Here is a 21964-nt window from a genome sequence, read left to right as displayed (position 1 = left end):
AATAAAGATCACAGAAATGAACAACCTTTTTATAAAAGAATGATTCAGTTGAATATTTAAAAGCGTGTTTTGATCAATCTTATTTTAAAACACGCTTTTTCTTTTTGTTCGTTTATCAAGGTTTAAAGTGTTCATTTGATCAAACTTTATTTCAAAGATACAGTAGAACCTATACGTTAAATCTAATCTATTCCAAAGAATCTTCTATGATAACAGGTTTGAATAACGTATAATATAAGAAGAAAAAATCTAATAATTAGAAAAAAATGTAAAAATGTAAGAATTAGGGGGCTTCACCTTGAATAAACGCAGTGTTCCGCTTAAAGAAAAAAATATTATTTTTATTGGATTTATGGGAGTAGGGAAAACTTCCATTGGGAAAGCCGTTGCGAAGAAGTTGTACCGAGACTTTCTCGATGTTGATCAAGTGATAGAAGAAGAATATGGAATGCCAGTTCCTGAAATTTTTAATAAACTTGGGGAAAAAACATTTAGAGAGAAAGAGAAGGAAGTAATCATTAATCTTTGCCAGAATAAGAAGCTTCATATCCTTTCACTAGGTGGAGGTTCCTTTTTGCAGGAAGAGATAAAAAAAGCTTGTTTAGAACATTGTATCGTTATTCATTTAGATTTATCTTGGGATTCCTGGAAGGAAAGAATTAATCTAATTATTGACAGTAGACCAGTTTTAAAAGGGAAATCAATAGAAGATATGGAGAAGCTGTTTAATCAAAGACAAGCTATATACGCTGATCACCATTCCAAAGTGTTGACAGATAGCCAAGAAATTGAAGAAGTAGCAGATTATATTGTAGAATCACTAAAATGGGCTTGGGAGTTAAATGAACCCCAATAAGGAGAAACAGCGTAAAAAACTCGTTTTTTTAGCTATTAGTAACATGCGGACCTTTTGCAGTCTATTAAGCTTAGACTAAAAAGGGGGTGTTTATGTTGTCTGTTCTTTTTATCACGGAACTGGAGTGAACGTTTTATGGATCAAGTGGTTAAAGTGAAAAATATAGTGATTGGTGCAGGCATTCCGAAAATCTGTGTTTCCATGATTGGACAAACCCTGCAGCAGCTAAAAGAAGAAGCTGCCTATTTAAAAAAATTAAATGTAGATGTAATAGAATGGCGTGTTGATTACTTTGAACAAGTAGATGATATAGAAAAAATATTATCGGCATTAAGTGTCATTCGAAATGAACTGGCAGATATTCCGCTTATTTTTACCTTTAGAAGTAAAAAGGAAGGCGGAGAAAAAGAACTCGATTCTAGCTTGTACTTTTCTTTAAATAAAGCAGTATGTGAAACAGGAAAAATAGATATTATTGATATAGAACTATTTAATGATCAAAAAAAAATCCAAGAAATAGTGAACTATGCCCATAGCAAGAATGTTGCTGTTATTATTTCGAATCATGATTTTGACAAAACTCCTTCAAAGGAGGAAATAATAGCCCGTCTATGCAAAGCACAGCAATTGGGTGCAGACTTGCCAAAAATCGCTGTTATGCCAAACAGTGTTGCAGATGTTATTACCGTTTTAGATGCAACAAACACAATGAAAGTGCAATATGCAGACAGACCAATTATTGTGATGTCTATGGCTGGTAAAGGAGTGGTCAGCCGAATGGCAGGGGAAGTATTCGGATCAGCTTTAACGTTTGCTGCAGCTAAAAAAGCATCCGCTCCAGGGCAAATTCCTGTTGCAGAGTTAAAAGCTGTCTTAAATATAGTACACAATGGATTATGAGTCGTAAAAAGAGAAAAACGGAAGAAGCCTAAATGAAGAACTCTCTTTGAGTAGTCTATTTAGGCTTTTTATTATTCAAGCAAGAACAAAAGTGAATTCTGTAAAAGGGAAACGCTTTTGTTTTTTTGAAAATTTTGTTAAGTTTTAGTAAACACCAAAAGATGAATATTTAAATAAGGAGAAAATGAATGACGAATATGGAACTAAATACTAAAGATGTAAAGCAGCTGATCAGCGAGCATCAACAATTTTTCTATACGAACCAAACGGCATCTATTGATTTTCGGTTGCTGCAATTAAAAAAGTTAAAAGCAGGAATCGAACAGTATGAACAAAAGATTATCGAAGCACTGCATAAGGATTTAGGAAAGCATGTTTTTGAAGCGTATGCCTATGAAGTAGGTTTTGTGTTAAGTAGTATCAGGCATACGATCAAGAACTTAAAAAAGTGGACAAAGCGAAAAAAAGTAAAGAGTCCACTTGCTTTGTTTCCATCAAAAAGTTATGTACAGTATGAACCATACGGAACGGTATTAATCATTAGCCCATTTAATTATCCTTTTCAGCTTGTGATGGAACCGTTAATTGGTGCGATTGCTGCCGGAAACTGTGTCGTATTAAAGCCTTCTGAATTGGTTCCATCTATATCAGCAGTTATAACGGAGATGATTTCGTCTATTTTTGACGAAAACTATATTCGTTCTGTCGAGGGAGGAGTTGCCACAAACACAGCATTAATACATGCTTCCTTCGATTATATTTTTTTTACAGGAAGTGTTTCTGTAGGAAAAATGGTTATGGAAGCAGCAGCCCAAAACCTTACTCCTGTAACGTTAGAATTAGGCGGGAAAAGTCCAACATTTGTTGATGAAAGTGCAAATATTCCTTTTGCTGCCCAACGAATTATATGGGGAAAAACATTAAATGCCGGACAAACATGCATCGCTCCAGATTATCTTGTTGTCCATGAATCAATAAAAGAAAGACTAATTGCAGAAATGAAAAAAACATTACATGCATTTTACGGACATTCTATAGAAAACAGTAAAGACTTTGGGAAAATTGTTAATGACAAGCATTTTAACCGATTACAGCAACTAATTGGTCAAGAGCAAGAGAACATCATCACTGGGGGAAACAGTAATTATAAGACAAGGTATATCGAACCGACATTACTACATGCAGCATGGAATTCTCCGTCAATGGAAGAAGAACTATTTGGACCAATCTTGCCGATTATTACCTATACAGATTTGGATGATGCCATTGCTTGTGTCAAAAAACGACCGAAGCCGCTGGCATTATACATATTTACAACAAATAGAGAAGCAGAGAATCATCTTGTAAGCAATATTTCTTCAGGGGGGGTTTGCATTAATGACACAATTACACATGTCGCAAATCCATATTTGCCATTTGGAGGAATTGGAAGCTCTGGAATCGGGATGTATCACGGAATCTATAGCTTTTATACATTTTCACACAAGAGAAGCATCTTAAAGAAAAGCAATAAATGGGCTATTCCGATTTTGTTTCCTCCTTTTACAGAAAAAAAAGGAAAACTCATCCGGAAAGTATTAAAGTAGACATTGCAGACACCGTATAGACAATAAAAAACAAGTTTTTTTCTCTAACAGGGAGGTCTTTTTTGCATCAATCCAATGAACAATCTTATTTTCCTGTAAACTCCGTTACGCCGAATGTTTGATTATAATCATAGCCGTTAAAGAAAATATCTAAGTCGTGAAAGTAGCGATGAAGCTTGCGCATCGCTTCTCGATCATCCCCTTTGATAACTAATTGTGCATTTTGCTTCATGCTATTTAAATCGTTTTCTATTTGTTTATTTTTCACAGAAATGCCGTTTAATTGTTGAAGGATGCTAGTTGCTGCTTCTTTTTGTTCCGTATAGCTGGCAGTATCAATTTTTCCCCAACCAAGTGTGTTATTATAAAAATTATGCCAGTTTGCAATAAAGGTATGTCCATTTGTGCCATCTGCCAGTGTTACTGCATCTTCCTCAACTGGTTTATTTACGGTTTCTTTATTAAAATCTTCCGATTCACCTGAAGTAGTTTCTTCAACTGGTGCCACTTTGTTTGTCTTATGGGTATTGCCTTTTTCTAAGAAAAGTAATAGGCCAAAAGTAGCTGAGGCAATTAGTGCACCTCCACCAATAAGGATGCCAATACACCATAACAGAATCTTTTTCCAGTTCATTAGAACAGAATCTCCTCCTTTTAGTTAAAAGTTTACTTGTTTTATAGTCTATCATTGCTAATTTTATATTTCAATTTCTGCCAAAGATTCAAAATATTTCTCATCTTCTTAAATAATTCAAACTTCGCAAAGTGAATGATGAAGAGACAGCTTGTTAAAACAAGGTTTTACTACAAAACAGTAGTAGTGTTGATTTTTTCATGTCATCTTTCAACGTTGTTCTACCAACAGGCGAAACCTAATTCCGTTTTCTAAAGGTTTGTTGTTTGAAAATAAATCTAAATAAGAAGCACGGAGCAGCCAGAATACACGAAGACTCCTGTGGGATTAGCGAGACAGGTGAGACCCTGCAGGAGCAAGGCGACGAGGAGGCTCACCGCTCGCCCCACGGAAAGCGAAGTGTATTCTGACTGCGGATTACATAACAACAAACTATGCGAAAAGAGCCTTCCTAAAAGATGGGTGTTTTTACTAGATTGCGACGCAGCCACAAAAGAAGTGTAGACATTAATATGTATAAAGCTTTAAATCATTTTTATAATATTCTGCAAAAAAAACATCTTCCATTCGGAATCCCTTTTCCTTTAGCATGGTTAGCAGCCATTCCTCATCTTTTCCGATATCTTCAAGCCCTTCTTGATGAATATCTCCATCTGAAATGAGCATATAGGAATATTCTTCATCATCTTTATGAATAACAGTTAATTGGCCATTTTGTTCAATTTGGGCCTTTTTTAAGGAGCCAATATAATTGATGTCCTTTAATCGGAGCATCGTATAAAATGTTTTGGTTGATAATTTCGCTTTTTTAAAATTATCAATAAGCAAGATGCCATCCCGGACAATGACAACTCGTTCTCCCTCTACAAACTGCTTTACATATCGATTTTTAAGTTTGAGAATTCGAATAACATACCCTAAAAAACCCCATATAATTAGAACGATAAGAAATTGCATAATGGTAATTGCTGGACTGTAGATGATTCCTCCAAGAATTCCACCCAATACATAATTTTGAATTTGATCAGCTGGAGTCAGGGGAGCTAAGTTTCCTTTTCCTGACAAATTCATAAAAACAATAAGACAAAAAAATCCAATTGTTAATTTTATCGCAACTTCTATATATGCACTCATATATTTGCACCTTTCTTCATATAATTTAAGATATATACGCCGAATGAATAAAAGGGGAAAATTCACTATAATTTCAGAATTAGCTTTTCCAGTTTTAAATTTTTTATGCTCATTTTGTGGTTAGAATGAAAGAAGAAAGGATGGAAAAAATCACCTCAATCAGATATAATGGTAATATAGTAACGAGAATAAAGAACGAACTTTATAGTTATTAAAAATTTTTTTATAATAAAAGAAAGCGCATTCATTTTAATGACAAGTAACTAATATAGCTTAATTTATATGAATAACATAAAAATTAGACCATAAAGTGAACCTTCCATCAGTAGGGGGTTTTACTGCTCGTTAAGAGTGGGATAAAAATAAGGTGCATATAATGAACGCTGTATGATATAGGAGGGAGTAAAGGTGAATCTGCAGCCAAATTTTTCGCAATATCAAAAAACATCAATGGTTTTAAATCAAGAAATGCTTCAAACAATATCGCTTTTAGCATATTCTACACATGATTTGCTAGATTATATACGTGAACAGGCAATGGAGAATCCGCTAATAGAGTGTGAAAAATGCTTTAAAGAGGTTGCTGCTAAAATAGAGGGATTTGACATTACAAGAGCAGCAAAAAAACAGCGCCAATCTGATGAAATAAATTCGATAATAGAAAATGTAAAAGATCAAAATAATACAACATTGTCGGCTTTTCTATTAGAGCAGGCAGGACTTTTAAAATTAAGTGAAAAAGAGTATAAATATTTAGCCTATTTTATTAATAATCTAGATGATAATGGGTATTTAACGACTTCTATGCAGGATATTTCTACAACCTTAGCCATTACATTGGAGGAGGGGAGAAACTATCTTTCTTTATTGCAGAACATGGAGCCATCTGGAATAGGTGCAAGCAATTTACAGGAATGTCTGCTGCTGCAGCTGAAGAAAAATTATCCGAATGATAAACTGGCTTTTACTATTATGTCAGAGTATTTTGATTTATTTGCAGCGAAAAAATGGCAAAAAATTGCAAAGGAATTAAGCATTTCCTTATCTGATATCAAGCTGGTGCAAATGAAAATTCTTGAACTTCAGCCAAGGCCTGGATTAAGCTTTCAGCATGATTTGTCTCTTTATATTCGACCAGATATTTCTGTGCATCTAGTAAATGATTATTTTGAGATACAATTAAAAGATCAACTTTTTAGCAAGTTAACAGTAAATAAAGATTATCTACCTTTACTGCAAAATAAAAAGGGCATCGAGTATAAGTATATACGGAAAAAATATGCAGAATTTCAATCACTAAGTAATAGTCTAAAACAAAGAGAAGCACTTTTAGTAGATGTTTGTACCATGCTAGTACAAATGCAGGAGGAATTTTTTTATGAGGGTCCAAGTAAATTGAAACCATTAACATTAAAACAAATAGCCGATGCGCTTGAAATACATGAATCAACCATTAGCCGCATCGTTTCCAATAAATATGTGGAAACATCATTTGGAATTCTTTCTTTAAAATCTTTTTTTAGTCAAGGGATAAAAGGGGAAAATGAACAAGAAATTTCATCAACCGCTGTGAAAAAAATAATAACTAGTTTAATAGCTGAAGAAGATAAACAGAAACCTTATTCAGATGAGAAACTAAAAAATGTATTAGAATCGAAGTATGATATTTATGTCTCCAGACGAGTTATTACTAAGTATCGAGAGGAATTAAATATTCCATCTTCATCAAAAAGAAAGCAGTTTTAAAAGGAATAGAAATAGATGAACAAAAGACGATCCAACTCCTTTCAAACAGGATAAGCACCGGGATAAATATGCCGGGAAGCATCCTCTTGAAAGGAGTTTTTGTGTTTAAACAATATAAATACTTCTGGAGTTTTTTTACTGGCGTCCTTTCAACGGGGGAATTTGATGCTTTATTATGTAAGTGTTTATACTTAATTTTCTATAAATGAATGATTTTTACTTGTAAATGTTGATTAAAATACTTATAATTACTTATATAAGAAGGAGGTTTGAAATGTATCAAGAAGAAAGATTAGTAAAGATTCTACAAGTTTTAAATGAACAAATCAGCATGTCAGTTGTGGAAATTTGTGAGCGTTTTACTATTTCTCGAGATACTGCAAGAAGAGATATATTAAAATTAGTGGAGCAAGGCGCTGCCATTAGAACACATGGAGGAATTTCTCTTCCAGTGATAAAAGAGACCATTTTAGCATATCGAGAAAGGGTTCGATCCTTTTCACAGGAAAAAAGGAAAATTGGCGAATATGGTGCTGATTTTTTGGAGGAGACAGGAGTTTATTTTTTTGATGTTTCCACAACGGTTTGCTGCTTAGCTGAACAAGTCAATAAAAAGATGCAGGTATATACACATTCTCTTGATATTGCAGAAGTGCTTTCTGATCAATCTGCAGCATCCATTTATCTATTCGGAGGAAAATTAAATGAACAAAATCGATTTTTCTTTGATATAGAAGGTGTGAATCAATTAGATAAAATGAAATTTGATGCAGCCTTTTTAGGAGCTGCCGCTATTATGGAAGATGGGATTTATTTCGAGGACAAAGAAGATGCCTATATAAAGAGCATAGTAGTTCAAAAAGCATCTAAAAATATCATTCTTGCAGATGTGGATAAGTTTTCAAAAAGCAGCTATTACAAGGGGATGGACTGGAAGAATATACATATCATTATTACAAATCAATGCCCTCCGCCAGCTTTTTGTGAAATTATGAAAGCGAATAATATAACGCTTTTTGTTGCTGAATAAAAGAAGAATCTCCTAAACAAGGGAGATTTGTATAGCTTAATATATGCATTCCACTAGATTAGGAGTTGAAAAGGATGTATAAACTTATTTTCAGTGATATCGATGGAACGCTGCTAAATTCAAAGCACCAAATTAGTAAGGAAACAAAGGATTCTTTAAAGATCCTTGAGAAAATAGGCATTCCTTTTGTGTTAGTTTCGGCTAGGATGCCTGAAGGAATTCTGTTACTCCAAGAGCCTTTAAAGATAAATGAACCGATTATTTGTTTTAGTGGAGCACTTTTATTAGGTGCAGAACAGACAAATGGAGAAAGGGAGATTATGTACGAAGTGACAATGGAGGAGCAGGATATAAGAGGAATACATAGCTTGATAGTCTCCCAATTTTCGTCGATTTGTTTTACCTTGTACAGTAAAGACGATTGGTTTGTGGAATCCTTGCATGATGAATGGGTAGAACAGGAGAAAGACATAACCGGCATTTTTCCAAAACTATTTGATTTACAGCACACATCTTGTCCAAATGTTTATAAAATATTATGTATGGGAGCACCTTCCTCTATTGATTCTCTAGAAAGGGAACTGAAGAATCATTATCCGGAGCTTTCCATTTATAAATCAAAATCCACTTATCTAGAGATTATGGCTGCAAATGTAAAAAAATCTTTTGCTATTGCTGTGCTTGCAAACAAATTAGGAATAAAACAGCAGGAGATTATGGCTTTTGGCGATAATTATAACGATATTGATATGCTGGAGTATGCTGGGATGGGTGTGGCAATGGAAAATGCCCCGCAACTGGTGAAGGATGCAGCGGATATGGTGGCCAAAAGCAATGATGAAGACGGGGTAGCAGAAGTAATTAATCATTATTGGGTGAAGAAAAAGGTGTAATAGAAAAATACTAAAAGTTTTTCCATGAAAAAGCAAAAGATTGGGCAAAGCTTCTATAAATCCATATAATAAGCATAAGGGATTCCATTTTCTCGCGGCAACGAAGTAAAATAGAACCCCTGACTGTATTGTATCTGTGCAGATGGTGAGGCGCCTATGCAGCGGCGCCAAGCGAATCTTTTACGCTAAAATCTTTGCCCAATAGCCTAAAATACCGATAACAAAAATCGATAAGATTAAAATTAATGGATTTACTTTTTTCTTTAATAATTTAGCAACAAGGAATGTCAGTAATAAAGGAACTAATCCTGGCATTAATTGATCAAGCACACTTTGAATTGTTGTAACAGTTGTGTTGCCTGCTTGGTCGGTCAATTCAGCGATTTTAACGGGTATATTAATACTGGTCCACTTACATACTAGAGCACCCATTACAAATAGTCCGAGAATAGAAGCGCCTTCTGTTAGTTTTTGCAGTCTGTTGCCTGCAAGGTCAGAGATGATTTCCATTCCTTTGCTGTAGCCATAGCGTACACCATACCAAACGACACCTAAACGAATAACATTAAATAATAGAAAGAATACAAGCGGGCCAATAATGCTTCCTGTTAAGGCAATAGATGCACCAAGTGCTCCAAGCACCGGACGTAATGTGCCCCAGAAAATTGGATCACCCACACCCGCAAGAGGCCCCATCAGACCTACTTTTACACCAGCGATAGAACTATCTTCAATTTCAGCTCCATTTGCCTTTTTCTCTTCCATCGCTGCGTTAACGCCGATGATTGGTGCGGCTAAAAATGGCTGTGTATTAAAAAATTCTAATCCGCGTTTTAGTGCTTTATTGCGATCTTCCCCTTTTTTATAAAGTCTTTTAATTGCTGGAATCATGGAATAGCAATACCCGATTGCCTGCATTCTCTCAAAGTTAAAGGATCCTAATAAAAGATTTGCACGGAAAAACATTTTCGTTAAATCTTTTTTTGTTAATTTTAGCTCTTCTGTTTGTTTTTCAGGTTCAATATATGTTTTCTTTAAAGATTCACCCATGTTTTATTCCTCCTTTTTTTAAAAAAGTTAAGAAAGTTAAAATTCACCTTAGATCAGTGTCTATCTCCAGCGCCTATCGTACTTCAGGTCTTCTCCCTGCGATAAGTCAACATCGAATCGCTTTCGCTCTTCGTGTTTCCTTTATCACGTTTTAACGGGCAGTAAGATATTACTTAAAAATGGATAGTGCACAAAAAACTTCCCGTAAAAACCTGATCGGCTCATCTAACCATCAGGGAATGAACACCCTGTTGAAGGTTCGCCTTATCTCAGTCGAAGCCGCTTTTAGTCGGTACGGCGATGAGCCAGCCGCTTGCGCTTTTCTTAGCTGTCTAAATCATCATCTAAATCATCGTCAAATCTAGCATTTGTTCCGGTTCCAGAAACTGCTGCAAGTCCAGCCTGGTTTTTTGTAAGGCTGTATTTTGGATGTAATTGAATATATACAATAGCAGCAACAATACCTATTACACCAAAAGCAACTAAATTAAAGTTTGAGAATGCTGCAAATACGAATCCAAGGAAGAAAAATGGCATTAGATATTTCGCACCCATCATGTTCATAATCATCGCGTAACCAACAATAACAACAATTCCGCCGCCAACTTGGAGTCCTTTTGTAATAACATCTGGAATTCCGTTTAGCATTGCTTCAAAAGAATGAACGCTGATTAAGCTGACAATTAATGTTGGAATAACGACACGCAATGCCTGGATCGCGAGTCCGAAATAATGCATTCGGTCTATGCCTTTAAAATCGCCGTTTTCTGCGTATTTATCAGCACGATGCTGTAAGCCGATTGTTAAAGTTCTGGCAAAAATAGTTAATACCTGACCTGCAGCTGCCAAAGCAACCGCAACGGCAATTCCTTTTCCGATGCTTTGGTTTGCAGTGATAACGAGAATAGTAGAAATAACACTGGCCATAGCTGTATCTGGTGCCATTGCCGCACCTATATTCATCCATCCAAGGGCCATCATTTCTAATGTTCCGCCTAGAATAATCCCTGTTTTAAGATCTCCAAGCACAAGACCGATTAATGTACAAGCAACGATAGGACGGTGCGTTTGAAAAGCATCAAGCACACTTCCCATTCCAGTTATCGCAGCGATAATCAGGATTAATATAATTTGTAATGTCGTCACGATTATTCACCTCTCTAAATATAGAATTCTTGTAGTTTATAAAACTATTATTTCAATTTAATGCGCTTACAATTTTGTCATTAGGTCTACTTTTGGATCGGTAATTGCATGTCTAATTTCTAATTTAATATTATAGCTATTCAGTTTTTTAAATGCTTCTACATCTTTGTCGTCTACATTAATAGCGTTGGCCAGCTGTCTTTTTCCTTCTTTAAAGCACATGCCGCCAACATTGATTTTATCGATTTTTACTCCAGCTTCGACCACTCTTACAATGTCTGTCGGGTTTGTGAAAAGTAATAATATTTTAACCCCTTCATATTTTGGATTATTATAAGCCCTTACCATTTTATCAATCGGAACAACGCTTGCTTTTATCCCTGGTGGAGATACAGAAATTAACAAAGTTTTTCTTAGTGTATCTTTAGCTACTTCATCTGAGACAACAATAATGCGCTCACAATTTGCTTCTTTTGACCAAGATGTAGCAACTTGACCATGAATTAAACGATCATCAATCCGAACCAATGTAATATTCATAATAAATCATTCTCCTCGCTTGTGCTGCTAAATGCTAAACTTTGCTTGAACGACCTTACCCCTTCTGCTGCTGTTTGACTGACAGATTGAATTAAATCTTGGAAATCACTTCTTTGTCTTTTATCAAAGCCCTCAATTAACATTGGCAAATTGACTCCAGCTACCACATCCATTTCTTCTTTGTCTGCAGTAATTAATGCTGCCGCGTTATATGGACTTCCACCGAATAAATCAACCATAAAAAGTGCCCCTTTGCTTAAATCTAATGCTTGTAATGCATGGTGATATTTCGTTTGTAGATCATCAAGTCCTTCTCCTGGAGAAAATGTTATATATGCAACATTTTCTTGTTTGCCGAAGATCATCTCAGCTGATTTGATGATTTCTCGGGAGAATTCCCCGTGAGTTGCAACAATAAATGCAACCATCTCTACACCTCCTTTATTTTTTTACCTTACACTTATATATATAGCAAGAAGCGTGCCAACTTTTATGGAAGGATCATTTTTTTTGTGAAATAGATAAAAAAACGTTGATATAAAAGCGTTTTCTTTTTTGTGGAAAAATGTATCATTCTTTCTTTATGGTCTCTTTTTTGCTTATTATTCTATTTTTAATACACTTATAAACAAAAAGAATTCGGAAAAACTCCTAATTCTTCTCATTTTGATACACTATTATTTTTATAGCTGGATATTGATACACTTTTAAGAGAATTTGGACCGTTTATAAAACACTTTTTTGGGCGTTTAATGAAACAAAATAGCTGGAAATAAATAAAAAGCCGAGAAAATAGCAATTCTCCCGGCATTTTTATTTATTTAAATGGAAAGGTCTATTTTTTTTTTAATACACTTCTCTTTAAATTCTTCAAAAAGCAAATCTGCAATATAATAAAGCTCATCATCTGATAACATGATATTTAGTTGTTTTTTAATAATTTCAAAGCATTTTTTAATCATTTTAATCATATTTGTTTTTTCTTTCGTAATTTCTCCACGATAAATCAGTTCGTCTTTAACGATTGCTCTTTCCATTGCAAATGCAGTGTGCAAAACAATGCGGATAGTGGTTGTATTTTTAAAATGAACCTCCCAATCCCTCTCAAGCTGCTGGCAAAAAAGTAAGAGGCTTGATGTTGCGCGATAAGGATTCAAGTAGATTAATATTTTTTTCATGCCATCCTCACACAAACTGCGAAGAATCACATCTGAATGGCTGTTTTTTATGAGAATCGACCTATTTTGAATCGCCTGTTCTATCACTCTTTCTCCTTTTCCTTCGATAAATTCTTCTAAAGAAATAAAAGGAGCATCAATGCGCGGGTTTTTGACCCCAATTGAAACAATAATACTGTATTTTTTTTGCAGTTGTTCCATTGATTCCTTTAATCCTACGGTTGAAATGGGAATCACTTCGATGAGTTCATCCGTAGTTTCCGAAATATAGGATTGTACCATCTCTTTTAAGCGCAGCGCTGTTCCTTCACCAGTAGAACAAATGGTGACAATTGCTTTATTTTCGACCGATTTTTTAGGAGTGGCGTCCAATATTATTTCTGTATCAGTATTGTTATATCGAAGTGATGAATATATGGTATTTAAATCCATTTCTAAAAAGTTTGCTTTCCGAACGGCATCAAGTACTAATGGGGTGGAAACCATATCAATGGTTTTCACTTTTATTTTGGATTTTTCGATAATTTTTTCCTCAAAATAATAGAGAGAGCCCATATCTACAAGCATCAGAACCCCTTCTCCTCTGTCTGTTTCTTTGACAGCATCAACGATCTTGTCAAAAACATCATGGAAGCTCACATCAAGAGGCATATCGACTGCTCTTATATTATGTTCTCCCAAAAGCTCCTGTGTTACGTTTACCATGGAACTAGCGGTTGATTCTCCGTGGGCCGCGACAACAATTCCAACCTTGCCTTTATTATTCCATTCATCTGTTGAGATAAGGAGCAATGCTAAATACATCACCTCTAGTTCAGGAAGAACAATGGCTAATCTTTCCTCAATAATTTCTTTCATTTTAAGTGCAACTTTATATTCATTTTGATTTTGCCGCATTGTTTCATATATATCCTCAAGAACAGGGATATCTTTTTTAAATCTGTTTTTTCTATTTAATAGCCCTTCGATATGCAAACTGACAAAATAAATAAACTTATCATTAAAACTTCGTTTGAGCATGCTTTGTGACAAAGAACGCAGCTCTTCTGCAAGTTGAAGCACTTTTTTATCCACTAAATTGGATAGTTTCGTAAAGTTTTGTTTCGTCACTTGTTGATAAAAGCTTTTGATATGAACTTTAATATCCGTTGTTACAAACTTGTTTATTTCATCTTTATCAATTCCTTCATCTTTTAAAAGTCGTGCTTTATCTTCAATAATTTTATACATATCAAAAGGAAGTTCATATACGTCATTTTCTAATAAATCTTCGTTTCCTTCTCCTGTAATAGTGATAATGGAGTCGATGAATTTGGCAATTTCTTCATTTTCTTTGCGATTCCGAGAAAGAAGGCTTAATCCTTCCTTCATTTCAGGAGGGAGCGTTTTTGCATATAAATTCACATATGGATCTTGTATACTCTCTAAAAATCCTTGCGCGCAAACAAGTTGAATATTGGATTTAAGCTGCCCGATATTTCCAAATGTGACACTGCCGAGTAATGCCCTCATGACATCTTCATGTACACGGATATTTTTATGGATGCGCGCCGCTTCTTTTCCAAGCAGAAATTTGGTTAATTCAATTTTTTCCTTCACTTGTCGTTCATGAAAAGATGGCATCGTAATGGTAATTGGAATTCTTCGTAAAAAAGTGTTTAAAAACGAAGAAGAAGGATCTTCGGTAGTTGCACTGATAATTAAAACTTTTGCTTTCCGATTGCGTTCCGTTTCACCTAAACGGTTAAAGAGACCATTATCCATAAAGTAAAAAATCATTTCTTGCCCTTCTGGGGGAAGGCGATGCACTTCATCTAGAAATAATATGCCGCCATCTGCTTTTTCCACCAACCCTTGTTTTTCGGAAGTGGCGCCAGTAAAAGCACCTTTTATATGACCGAATATTTGAGAAAGCAGCAATTGGGGATTGTTGTAATAATCGGCACAGTTAAACACGACAAAGGCAGACTTTTCGTCCATTGTTTCTGCGTATTTAGCGTAATTATGCATCATATGGGCAAATAAGGTTTTACCAGAGCCTGTTGGACCTAAAATCAAAGTATGCAGTCCCTTTGGGGGATACACAATTGCTGCTTTTGCCTGCTCCACTTGTTTTTTTAAGCTTCCTTCAAACCCGATTAAAAGACGAAATGGATTTTGGTCGAATGATTTAATTACTTTCTTTTTGGTTTCATATAAATCCTTTAATGATTGAATTTCTAATATGCTTCGATCGAGAATATTGCCATAATAATTTTGTATAATGTCACGAGGAATATACAGCACGGGTCTTTTTTTGATTTTCACAATCTTGCCGGATCGTACAAGATTGTTTAATTCTAAGCTGACATTATTTCTTAGCATCGATAATTCTTCTACTAATTCATTAGCAGAAAATCCTTCTTTTTCAATAAGCTCCTCTTTCGATAATTTTTCGCATTTATCTACTAATAACTGGAATATTCGTTCCATTCTTTTCATCCTATCACCTCATTTATTGTTAAAAGTGGGATAAAAGGCATGCATCAAGACTTTAGAAGGAAGGATGTACTTTATTGTTGAATATCACTTTTGTAAACCTTTTCAAAAAAGTAGTGAGAAGTTAGACGCAAGCTGCCCTTAGTATTATTTTAAAGGATACGGACAAAAAAAGCTTTATAAAAATAGCAATTCGATGGATAAATTATTTGCATAGTTTTGATTTAACAAACAAATTGCTTAGTGTTTATTGTTTTAGAAGAAATGGGGCGTATTTCATTCGCTCTTGAAGGGAAATAGTACCCTGCCCATCCAAGTGGGATGTTATAATACGGTGGGACTGGGGAATGGGGGAGAAGAGTGGAGAATACTCAACTGTAGGCATTTTTCCTTCTTTCTATATTGTCATAAGCGGCCTGTTTAGAACATAGCTAAAGTTTTACTGTTATTTTACGTTCTTGAGAAGGAAAGGGAGGGGGAACAACAGATGCAAGACAAAGAGAAAAAAACAAGTGATTCCAGTTATATTCAGCAGCACTTGGCAAACGAACGTACCTATCTTGCTTGGATTAGAACAAGCATTGCGATTATTGGAGTTGGTTTTTTAATCACCAATCTTCATTTTTCAACTCGCCAAACGAATATAGAAGTAGCCAATGTTTTAGCTGAAACAATTGGGCTGACATCTATAATAGTGGGAATTATTATTATATTATTGTCCACATTCTCCTATATAGAAAAAGGAAAAGCTATTAATCTGCAATCCTTTCGATTTCCAAGATTATTAATTTATATTTTATCTATACTAACGGTCGTTATCTTTATTGTTTTTGCTGTGTATTATTTGTTTGTGTGGGGAGTGCTGCATTAGTTGGAAATAAAAAGCATCTATTGTGAACATACAAGTCAACATAGATGCTTTAAATTTGGTTTAAGCCTTCGCTAAAGTGTGGATCACTAAATCTGCTACAGGTTCACCGTTTATAAAATGTTCTTCTGTAATTCTTTCCACATCATCTTCTGTCACATTGTAATACCAAACTCCATCTGGATATACTAGCACAAAAGGGCCATTGCCACACATTCCTAAACAGCCAGTTTTGGTTATTTTTATTTCTTTATGAATGCCATGTTCAACAAATTGTTCCTTAAAAGCATCCATTACACCATCAGCGTCTGATTCACAATGCTGACTTCCGCAATAAAGAATATGCTTTTTTATTAAATTTAATCGACTCATTCACATCACTCTTCTTTTCATATAATGGAAGTTAACGTTAACATACCCTCATTATATCGCTGTATATATAGAATAAAAGAGTAATGGACAAATTGTTGAAAAATTGTCAATTATCAGAAATGTTTGCTAGCTGGCAACATTCTTCTAATAACAGCAGGTGTTGGAGATATTGTCGTTATTTGATGATTAATCATGCAATTCGTTTGTAATTTGTAGAAATCGCGGTGATGTAAAATACTTTTAAGGGATTTGTCTTCTGAATGTAATAGAATTGTAATTTAAGGACTCTTTTCTTATGTTATAACAATAGGAGAAAGGGGTTTTAAGATGCGTTCCTTAAAAAACATAATGGTCATCACACTGGCAAGTATGCTTTCCTTCTCACCAGCAATAATGGCTCATGCAGAAACGAATCAAGAAACACTGAACAATAGCCATAACAGGCTAAAGCAAAATGAAGAGTTGCTTAACGATAAAGAAGCAGAAAAACAAAAAGTTGTAAAAGAGCTTGATGCGGTACATAATGATTTATCCAAATTTAATACCGAATTAGCAGAGAATAAAGCAAATGTAGCAGCAGTGGAACTAGATATTACAGATTCTCAAACTAAAATAGAGGAGAAGAAGGAAGAGATTGTTACATTAGAAGATAAAGTGCTTTCAAGAAAAAAAGTGATGAAAGACCGCCTTGTCTCGCTGCAGCATAATGACCAAACAAATGTAATCATAGATGTACTTCTTAACGCAAAGAGTCTTTCGGACTTGCTAGACCGAGCGACAGCAGTTACTGTTATTTATAATATGGATAAAGACATACTTGAGCAGCAGGAATCAGATTTAAAACAAATTGAAAAAGAAAAGCAGGAAATTGCACAGGAAGAGAAAATGCTGCAAAAGCAATATGAAACATTAGCTTCCAATCAGGCGGATTTAGAAGAAAATCTGCAAAAAAGACAAGAAGTTCTTTCAGAGGTTCAAAAAAAATATAAAACCATCTCCAACGATATTGCGATAGCTGAGAATGAAAAATCAACCATTCAAAAAGAAATGAAGCAGCAGCAAGACAGCTTAAAAAAGCAGCAGCAAGAAGCAAAAAACAGAAGTAAAGAAATTGTACAGCAAAAGAAAACCGTGAAAGTGAATACAATAAAAGTTGCTGCTGTTTCTACTGAAAAGAAACAAACCGAAAACAGCAGTGCGAATGATAATAAAGAAGAAATATATGTAACCGCAACAGCATACAGCCACGAAAGCGTTAGTTCAGAGAGAACCGCACTTGGCTATAATATTAAAAAGAATCCTAATATGAAATTAATTGCTGTTGATCCTTCCGTCATTCCACTAGGATCCAAAGTTTGGGTAGAAGGCTACGGAGAAGCCGTTGCCGGAGATACAGGCGGAGCAATCAAAGGACATAAAATTGACGTGCTTGTGCCCAATAACGGCAAAGCAAGAGCATGGGGGCGCAAAACGGTTAGAGTAGTGATATTGGATTAATCAATATGTATAAGTACAGCTCGGTGGAAGAAGTTTCTGCAGAGCTTTTTTTATTATCGGTATGAGAAAAAAGCAACCATAGTCTAGATGAAAGATAGTTTACAAGAAGGAAAATCCATTTTTATAATAAAAAATGCACAAGAGAAATCATAAGTGAAATCTCTCGTGCATTGCTTTGTATTACTATATTGTTTGCAAATCTAGTAGAAATTTCCCCAATAGTTTTTCAATTTATGAACACTATGGGGAAATTTCCAAGTTAGACCTGCCATTTTTGCTTAATAATTTTATTTGTTGTCAATCGTTAATTGACCTTGCTCAAGAATGCTGTTTTTCACAACAGAAGTTTTTGAACCTTTGATGTTCACTAAGAAACTTGGAGCAAATGTTGCTTGATGATCTGCAAAGTAGCCTCTGTTTGTCATGTAGCTTGTGATTACTACGTTATCACCTTTCACTTGTGGAATTGCAAAGTGAGCATAAGTCCAAGTGATGTCATATGGATTTAGGTCTTGGTGTAATACAAGTCCTGTTCCGTTTAATGGTTTGTATGGTCCAGTGATTGAATCTGCTACATATCCTAACATGTAGATGTCTTCTTTATCGATGCCGTCAACGAACATTTTAGCTCCACGTGTATCTGTAAATAAGTACCATTTTCCATCTTTTTCGAAAATGTTAGCACGTTCAATTTCATCTGTTACAGTATTAGAAGCAATTAATGGTTTCATTACTTTTTTCAACGTAAAGTCTTCATTTAATTCAACGATACCAAGTGCACCATTTGCTAATGATGAGTAATATTTGCTTGGGCTTTGAAGCAATTTAGCTTTTTCTGCTTCGAAGAACTTTTTGCTTCCACCATAGTAAGCTCTGTTATTAAAGGAGTCGTCTCCTTGATAGCCTGTTTCTGTTCCTGTATTTGCTTCAAAAACAAGGTATTTACGGCCGTTATCTTCTACATAATGCGGATCTCTTAATGTATGGTTATCATCAAAGTTTCCGTTGCCGAAAGCTTGGTTCATAGTTTGGTAGTTTTTACCGTCACCATCAAAGATTGATTTGAAATCTTCTACTCCATCCACTTTAAGCGTGTTGCTGTCTGGTTGAGATACATTGATTTGTGCTGTTGTTAATGTTTGTTTACCATACAAATCTTTTGATGGTTCCCAGATTGAGCGATTTGTATAGAACAAGCGAACTTTTCCATCAGAAGTTAAAGTGGCAGATCCTGACCATTCTTCTCCTTGAGTGTGTAGAATAGGATCATTTGTATTAAATTTATCGCTGTCTTTAAATACTCTTCCAGCACATTTCCAAGTAGCGGAATTATCGCCTGCTTTTTTATAGAACAAGTAAATAAATGTGTCCCATCCTTTTTTCGGATCTCCAGCTAAACCAAATGTGATTTCGTAGCCGTTGTAGTTTGCTACTGTTCCATCTGCATTTTGCAGCGGCCAAGTATCCCAAACATCTAAGTTAATAGGGTTGCCTTGGTCATCAAAGCCTTTTGCTGATTCTACGTTTTTAATAGTAGATGCGTCAAATTGTGGCACCTTAAATTGCTCGCTTGTTTGTTGTTGAGGTATTTTCAATGCATCAAAACGTGTAATATGAGAGATTCCATAATCTTCTTTATAATTCACGCTGTTTTCTTTCGCAGAAGTAAGTGATGCACCTCCTAATAATAATGCTGTAGTAAAGGATAATGCTGTTGCTCGTTTGGCAATCTTTTTGATCTTCATTACAGTTTCCCCTCTCTATTTGTGTATGTATCTAAAAAGTTAGAAAACTAATGCTGTCATTAGCTGCTCTCTTTTTAGACCATGAAATTATCTCTTTGTTCTTCAATTAGAAAAGTTGTTTTGCACTATTAATAGAGTTCCTCGCCTAAACCAATTATGTACAGTATTTTTTGGTTGTTTTAAGAATGAATGGTTTATGGCAATTTAGTGATAATCCCATACACAATGCACAAAATTGAATATGAATCTATCAACGTCTCTGAAGTTGAACAAAAATTCTAAATAAAAAAGCAAGATTTAATTTCAACACAAGATTACTTTGATTATGAATTCTCGTCAATTCGATCAAATGTAACAATAAGCAACCATAATCCATTGGATGATGAAATATAACTAGGACTTAAATAATGATTTTCTTAACCTTTTTGTAACATTTAATTTATCTAATTTCCGTATGTTTTTATCATGTTGTGAATATATTGAAGCTACCTCTTTTTTGTTATTGAGCTTGTCCTTTTATAATAAAATCATTGCGGGCATACGTCTTAAGCATTTTTCTTTTGTGAATATTTTCATCTAATATGATGTATATATTTGTTGGATCTCCGTTGTAAAAGAAAAAGACAATGTTTTTTACATTTCTGTTTGGTTGTAAAAATATTGTTAAAAAATACAGACAAAAGAATGAGTGTGGACAGAGGGGAAATTAGTACCTTTATCATACGAAAAAAAGGAACCGGTTCCCTATAATTCATTAATATGACATAATTCGGTAAAAATTTTCTGACATAACAATTATTTCTTCTGAACAATTAAAGAATATATTACATGGAAAAAGCATGTTTTGAATCAGTTTCTTTCAAAACATGCTTTATTGACTTGGAACATTTTATCCTACACTTAACGGTCAGTAAGACCACCACCTCAAGATACTAGGAAGCTTAGTGGGGGATAACTGCCCTTAAAGGACCGAGGGAGGTACACATACGAAGGCCATCACTTCCTGTGGACCGCAAGCTATCCATCAGTGGGGGATGAAGAAAACTCCCACTGATGGAAAGGCTCACTATAAATGGTGTACGTTTAAATTCCGTTAAGAAAAAAGTTTGGCATGAAGGATGTTTAAAGCGCGGTCTATTTCTTTTAGATCTTCTTTGGACGTTTCCTGTATTCGTTTGAAAAAATTGCTTTCTATTTTTTTATAGGCTTCGTTCATTAATTCTTCGCCAGTTTTTGAAAGTCGAATATATTGTTTTCGGCGATCTTCCATATCGACCCATTTGTCGACTAAGTTTCTTTCACTTAATTTTTTTAACTCACGACTTGTATTCGGCATAGACATGTTCTGACAATCACTAATAACACTAATAGTAACTGGTTGACTGACATAAATATATTCTAGAATGCTATATTGCACAGGAGTAATCGCATCAGGCTTAGCATTTTTTGTTAATTCATGTGTCACTTGATGGACTGAAACAGTAAATGCGATGAATTTTTGGAAAAAATCTTTTTTATCGATACTTATCACCTCATATAAAAAAGATATCAAAATAGTTATCAAAAAACAATTATCAATTGACAATAAAAAGGGAGAAGGTTATTATTTAGTTATCAAATGATAACTAAAAGGGGAGTGGCAATATGAAAATGCTTGTGATATACACACATCCTAATCACAAGAGTTTATGTTATGAATTTTTGCAAAGAGTCATGAAGGGAAGCAGTGAGAATGCCGCTATTAAGGAGATTCAGATTTTAGATTTATATGAAGAAGGATTTGATCCTTGTCTAGTATTTAATGAGAAAAAGCGAAGACGTGATATGCATAGTGACCCAAATTTTGAAAAGTATAGAAATCAAATTAGCTGGGCTGATAAGATTGTCTTTATTTATCCAATCTGGTGGGGAAGACCTCCTGCGATGCTATTAGGATATATCGATCAACTATTTGCATCTGATTTTGCTTATAAAGATAAAGGGGGAATCCTTCCAGAGGGACTTTTGAAAGGAAAGTCTGTTGTATGTATTTCCACTATGAAGGGACCTGCAAATTATCCACTGTTTTTCTTGAATAATGCGCATAAAAATTTAATAAAAAAAGCCGTTTTTCGTTTTGTGGGAATCAAAAGAGTGAAGTTTTTTGAATTTGGCAATATGGAAAATCCAAAGGGAAATCAAGCAAAAAAATTAGAGAAAATCTATCAATACTTTAAACAATTAGACATGTAGAAAAAAATTTTTACAAGGTGATGGCTGCCAGTATCCATATATCCGCGATTCCCACTAAATATATGCGTGCATTCCGCGG

At 34.7% G+C, this 21964-nt stretch carries 19 protein-coding genes; 9 read left to right on the top strand and 10 right to left on the bottom strand.

The annotated features are described in order from the left end of the window. Positions 1 to 298: 298 nt before the first annotated feature. The 3 genes from ACTYBU_RS18430 (at position 299) to ACTYBU_RS18420 (ending at position 3342) form a co-directional block, all read left to right on the top strand. Positions 299 to 856 (top strand): shikimate kinase, encoded by a 558-nt coding sequence (locus ACTYBU_RS18430; protein ID WP_445491971.1) that lies wholly within the window; start codon positions 299 to 301, stop codon positions 854 to 856. Positions 857 to 991: 135 nt separating this feature from the next. Then, positions 992 to 1756: a type I 3-dehydroquinate dehydratase gene (gene aroD, locus ACTYBU_RS18425; protein ID WP_445491969.1), complete on the top strand. Its 765-nt coding sequence runs from the start codon at positions 992 to 994 to the stop codon at positions 1754 to 1756. A gap of 188 nt (positions 1757 to 1944) precedes the next feature. Beyond that, positions 1945 to 3342: an aldehyde dehydrogenase gene (locus ACTYBU_RS18420; protein WP_445491967.1), complete on the top strand. Its 1398-nt coding sequence runs from the start codon at positions 1945 to 1947 to the stop codon at positions 3340 to 3342. An 85-nt stretch (positions 3343 to 3427) separates the two neighbouring features. On the opposite strand, the gene ACTYBU_RS18415 is transcribed toward ACTYBU_RS18420, so the two are convergent. Beyond that, a complete protein-coding gene (locus ACTYBU_RS18415) occupies positions 3428 to 3976 on the bottom strand; it encodes a hypothetical protein (RefSeq protein ID WP_445491965.1) in 549 nt (182 codons plus the stop codon). Positions 3977 to 4483: 507 nt separating this feature from the next. Next, positions 4484 to 5110 (bottom strand): DUF421 domain-containing protein, encoded by a 627-nt coding sequence (locus ACTYBU_RS18410; RefSeq protein WP_445491963.1) that lies wholly within the window; start codon positions 5108 to 5110, stop codon positions 4484 to 4486. A gap of 408 nt (positions 5111 to 5518) precedes the next feature. Here ACTYBU_RS18410 and rpoN point away from each other — a divergent pair, with 408 nt between their 5' ends. The 3 genes from rpoN (at position 5519) to ACTYBU_RS18395 (ending at position 8779) form a co-directional block, all read left to right on the top strand. Further along, on the top strand, positions 5519 to 6856 hold the full coding sequence (gene rpoN / locus ACTYBU_RS18405) for an RNA polymerase factor sigma-54 (RefSeq protein WP_445491962.1): 1338 nt from the start codon (positions 5519 to 5521) through the stop codon (positions 6854 to 6856). A 274-nt stretch (positions 6857 to 7130) separates the two neighbouring features. Beyond that, entirely contained in the window at positions 7131 to 7886 is a 756-nt protein-coding gene (locus ACTYBU_RS18400; RefSeq protein WP_445491960.1) for a DeoR/GlpR family DNA-binding transcription regulator, read from the top strand. Positions 7887 to 7960: 74 nt separating this feature from the next. Beyond that, positions 7961 to 8779 (top strand): Cof-type HAD-IIB family hydrolase, encoded by an 819-nt coding sequence (locus tag ACTYBU_RS18395; RefSeq protein WP_445491958.1) that lies wholly within the window; start codon positions 7961 to 7963, stop codon positions 8777 to 8779. Between the two features lie 180 nt (positions 8780 to 8959). Here the strand turns inward: ACTYBU_RS18395 and manZ are convergent, their stop codons facing one another. The 5 genes from manZ to ACTYBU_RS18370 all read right to left on the bottom strand — a co-directional run bounded on the left by manZ (position 8960) and on the right by ACTYBU_RS18370 (position 15165). Continuing rightward, positions 8960 to 9829 (bottom strand): PTS mannose transporter subunit IID, encoded by an 870-nt coding sequence (gene manZ / locus ACTYBU_RS18390; RefSeq protein ID WP_445491956.1) that lies wholly within the window; start codon positions 9827 to 9829, stop codon positions 8960 to 8962. A 324-nt stretch (positions 9830 to 10153) separates the two neighbouring features. Continuing rightward, complete coding sequence (locus ACTYBU_RS18385) at positions 10154 to 10975, bottom strand: PTS mannose/fructose/sorbose transporter subunit IIC (protein ID WP_445491954.1); 822 nt, start codon at positions 10973 to 10975, stop codon at positions 10154 to 10156. A 66-nt stretch (positions 10976 to 11041) separates the two neighbouring features. Beyond that, on the bottom strand, positions 11042 to 11515 hold the full coding sequence (locus ACTYBU_RS18380) for a mannose/fructose/sorbose PTS transporter subunit IIB (RefSeq protein ID WP_445491952.1): 474 nt from the start codon (positions 11513 to 11515) through the stop codon (positions 11042 to 11044). Further along, a complete protein-coding gene (locus tag ACTYBU_RS18375) occupies positions 11512 to 11943 on the bottom strand; it encodes a PTS sugar transporter subunit IIA (protein ID WP_445491950.1) in 432 nt (143 codons plus the stop codon). Before ACTYBU_RS18375 ends, ACTYBU_RS18380 begins: the two co-directional genes overlap by 4 nt. A 393-nt stretch (positions 11944 to 12336) precedes the next feature. Continuing rightward, positions 12337 to 15165 (bottom strand): sigma 54-interacting transcriptional regulator, encoded by a 2829-nt coding sequence (locus ACTYBU_RS18370; protein ID WP_445491948.1) that lies wholly within the window; start codon positions 15163 to 15165, stop codon positions 12337 to 12339. A 493-nt stretch (positions 15166 to 15658) separates the two neighbouring features. Between ACTYBU_RS18370 and ACTYBU_RS18365 the strand changes: the two genes are divergently transcribed. Beyond that, the gene (locus tag ACTYBU_RS18365) at positions 15659 to 16042 is read left to right on the top strand and encodes a YidH family protein (RefSeq protein ID WP_445491947.1); all 384 of its coding nucleotides are present in this window, start codon (positions 15659 to 15661) and stop codon (positions 16040 to 16042) included. A gap of 60 nt (positions 16043 to 16102) precedes the next feature. On the opposite strand, the gene ACTYBU_RS18360 is transcribed toward ACTYBU_RS18365, so the two are convergent. Then, positions 16103 to 16411, bottom strand: a complete 309-nt coding sequence (locus tag ACTYBU_RS18360) for a (2Fe-2S) ferredoxin domain-containing protein (RefSeq protein ID WP_445491945.1) — start codon at positions 16409 to 16411, stop codon at positions 16103 to 16105. Between the two features lie 327 nt (positions 16412 to 16738). Here ACTYBU_RS18360 and ACTYBU_RS18355 point away from each other — a divergent pair, with 327 nt between their 5' ends. Further along, a complete protein-coding gene (locus ACTYBU_RS18355; RefSeq protein ID WP_445491944.1) occupies positions 16739 to 17908 on the top strand; it encodes a 3D domain-containing protein in 1170 nt (389 codons plus the stop codon). Between the two features lie 287 nt (positions 17909 to 18195). Here the strand turns inward: ACTYBU_RS18355 and ACTYBU_RS18350 are convergent, their stop codons facing one another. Continuing rightward, the gene (locus ACTYBU_RS18350) at positions 18196 to 19653 is read right to left on the bottom strand and encodes a glycoside hydrolase family 68 protein (protein WP_445491942.1); all 1458 of its coding nucleotides are present in this window, start codon (positions 19651 to 19653) and stop codon (positions 18196 to 18198) included. Between the two features lie 1093 nt (positions 19654 to 20746). Beyond that, the gene (locus tag ACTYBU_RS18345) at positions 20747 to 21175 is read right to left on the bottom strand and encodes a MarR family winged helix-turn-helix transcriptional regulator (protein WP_445492060.1); all 429 of its coding nucleotides are present in this window, start codon (positions 21173 to 21175) and stop codon (positions 20747 to 20749) included. A gap of 122 nt (positions 21176 to 21297) precedes the next feature. Here ACTYBU_RS18345 and ACTYBU_RS18340 point away from each other — a divergent pair, with 122 nt between their 5' ends. Further along, positions 21298 to 21885 carry an NAD(P)H-dependent oxidoreductase gene (locus tag ACTYBU_RS18340; protein ID WP_445491940.1) on the top strand — a complete coding sequence of 196 codons (588 nt, stop codon included), beginning with the start codon at positions 21298 to 21300 and terminating at the stop codon, positions 21883 to 21885. Positions 21886 to 21964 lie beyond the last annotated feature (79 nt).

This window comes from Niallia sp. 03133, from assembly GCF_052663225.1.
Note: the sequence above shows the minus strand (reverse complement) of the source record. Positions and strands in the feature narration are given on the sequence as shown.

Bases quoted from the DNA above. Each gene is read 5' to 3' on its own strand.
- manZ (WP_445491956.1), bottom strand. From the start codon at position 9,829: ATGGGTGAATCTTTAAAGAAAACATATATTGAACCTGAAAAACAAACA.
- ACTYBU_RS18410 (WP_445491963.1), bottom strand. From the start codon at position 5,110: ATGAGTGCATATATAGAAGTTGCGATAAAATTAACAATTGGATTTTTT.
- ACTYBU_RS18420 (WP_445491967.1), top strand. From the start codon at position 1,945: ATGACGAATATGGAACTAAATACTAAAGATGTAAAGCAGCTGATCAGC.
- ACTYBU_RS18395 (WP_445491958.1), top strand. From the start codon at position 7,961: ATGTATAAACTTATTTTCAGTGATATCGATGGAACGCTGCTAAATTCA.
- ACTYBU_RS18370 (WP_445491948.1), bottom strand. From the start codon at position 15,165: ATGGAACGAATATTCCAGTTATTAGTAGATAAATGCGAAAAATTATCG.
- ACTYBU_RS18380 (WP_445491952.1), bottom strand. From the start codon at position 11,515: ATGAATATTACATTGGTTCGGATTGATGATCGTTTAATTCATGGTCAA.
- ACTYBU_RS18360 (WP_445491945.1), bottom strand. From the start codon at position 16,411: ATGAGTCGATTAAATTTAATAAAAAAGCATATTCTTTATTGCGGAAGT.
- ACTYBU_RS18400 (WP_445491960.1), top strand. From the start codon at position 7,131: ATGTATCAAGAAGAAAGATTAGTAAAGATTCTACAAGTTTTAAATGAA.
- ACTYBU_RS18350 (WP_445491942.1), bottom strand. From the start codon at position 19,653: ATGAAGATCAAAAAGATTGCCAAACGAGCAACAGCATTATCCTTTACT.
- ACTYBU_RS18365 (WP_445491947.1), top strand. From the start codon at position 15,659: ATGCAAGACAAAGAGAAAAAAACAAGTGATTCCAGTTATATTCAGCAG.
- ACTYBU_RS18375 (WP_445491950.1), bottom strand. From the start codon at position 11,943: ATGGTTGCATTTATTGTTGCAACTCACGGGGAATTCTCCCGAGAAATC.
- ACTYBU_RS18340 (WP_445491940.1), top strand. From the start codon at position 21,298: ATGAAAATGCTTGTGATATACACACATCCTAATCACAAGAGTTTATGT.
- aroD (WP_445491969.1), top strand. From the start codon at position 992: ATGGATCAAGTGGTTAAAGTGAAAAATATAGTGATTGGTGCAGGCATT.
- ACTYBU_RS18355 (WP_445491944.1), top strand. From the start codon at position 16,739: ATGCGTTCCTTAAAAAACATAATGGTCATCACACTGGCAAGTATGCTT.
- ACTYBU_RS18415 (WP_445491965.1), bottom strand. From the start codon at position 3,976: ATGAACTGGAAAAAGATTCTGTTATGGTGTATTGGCATCCTTATTGGT.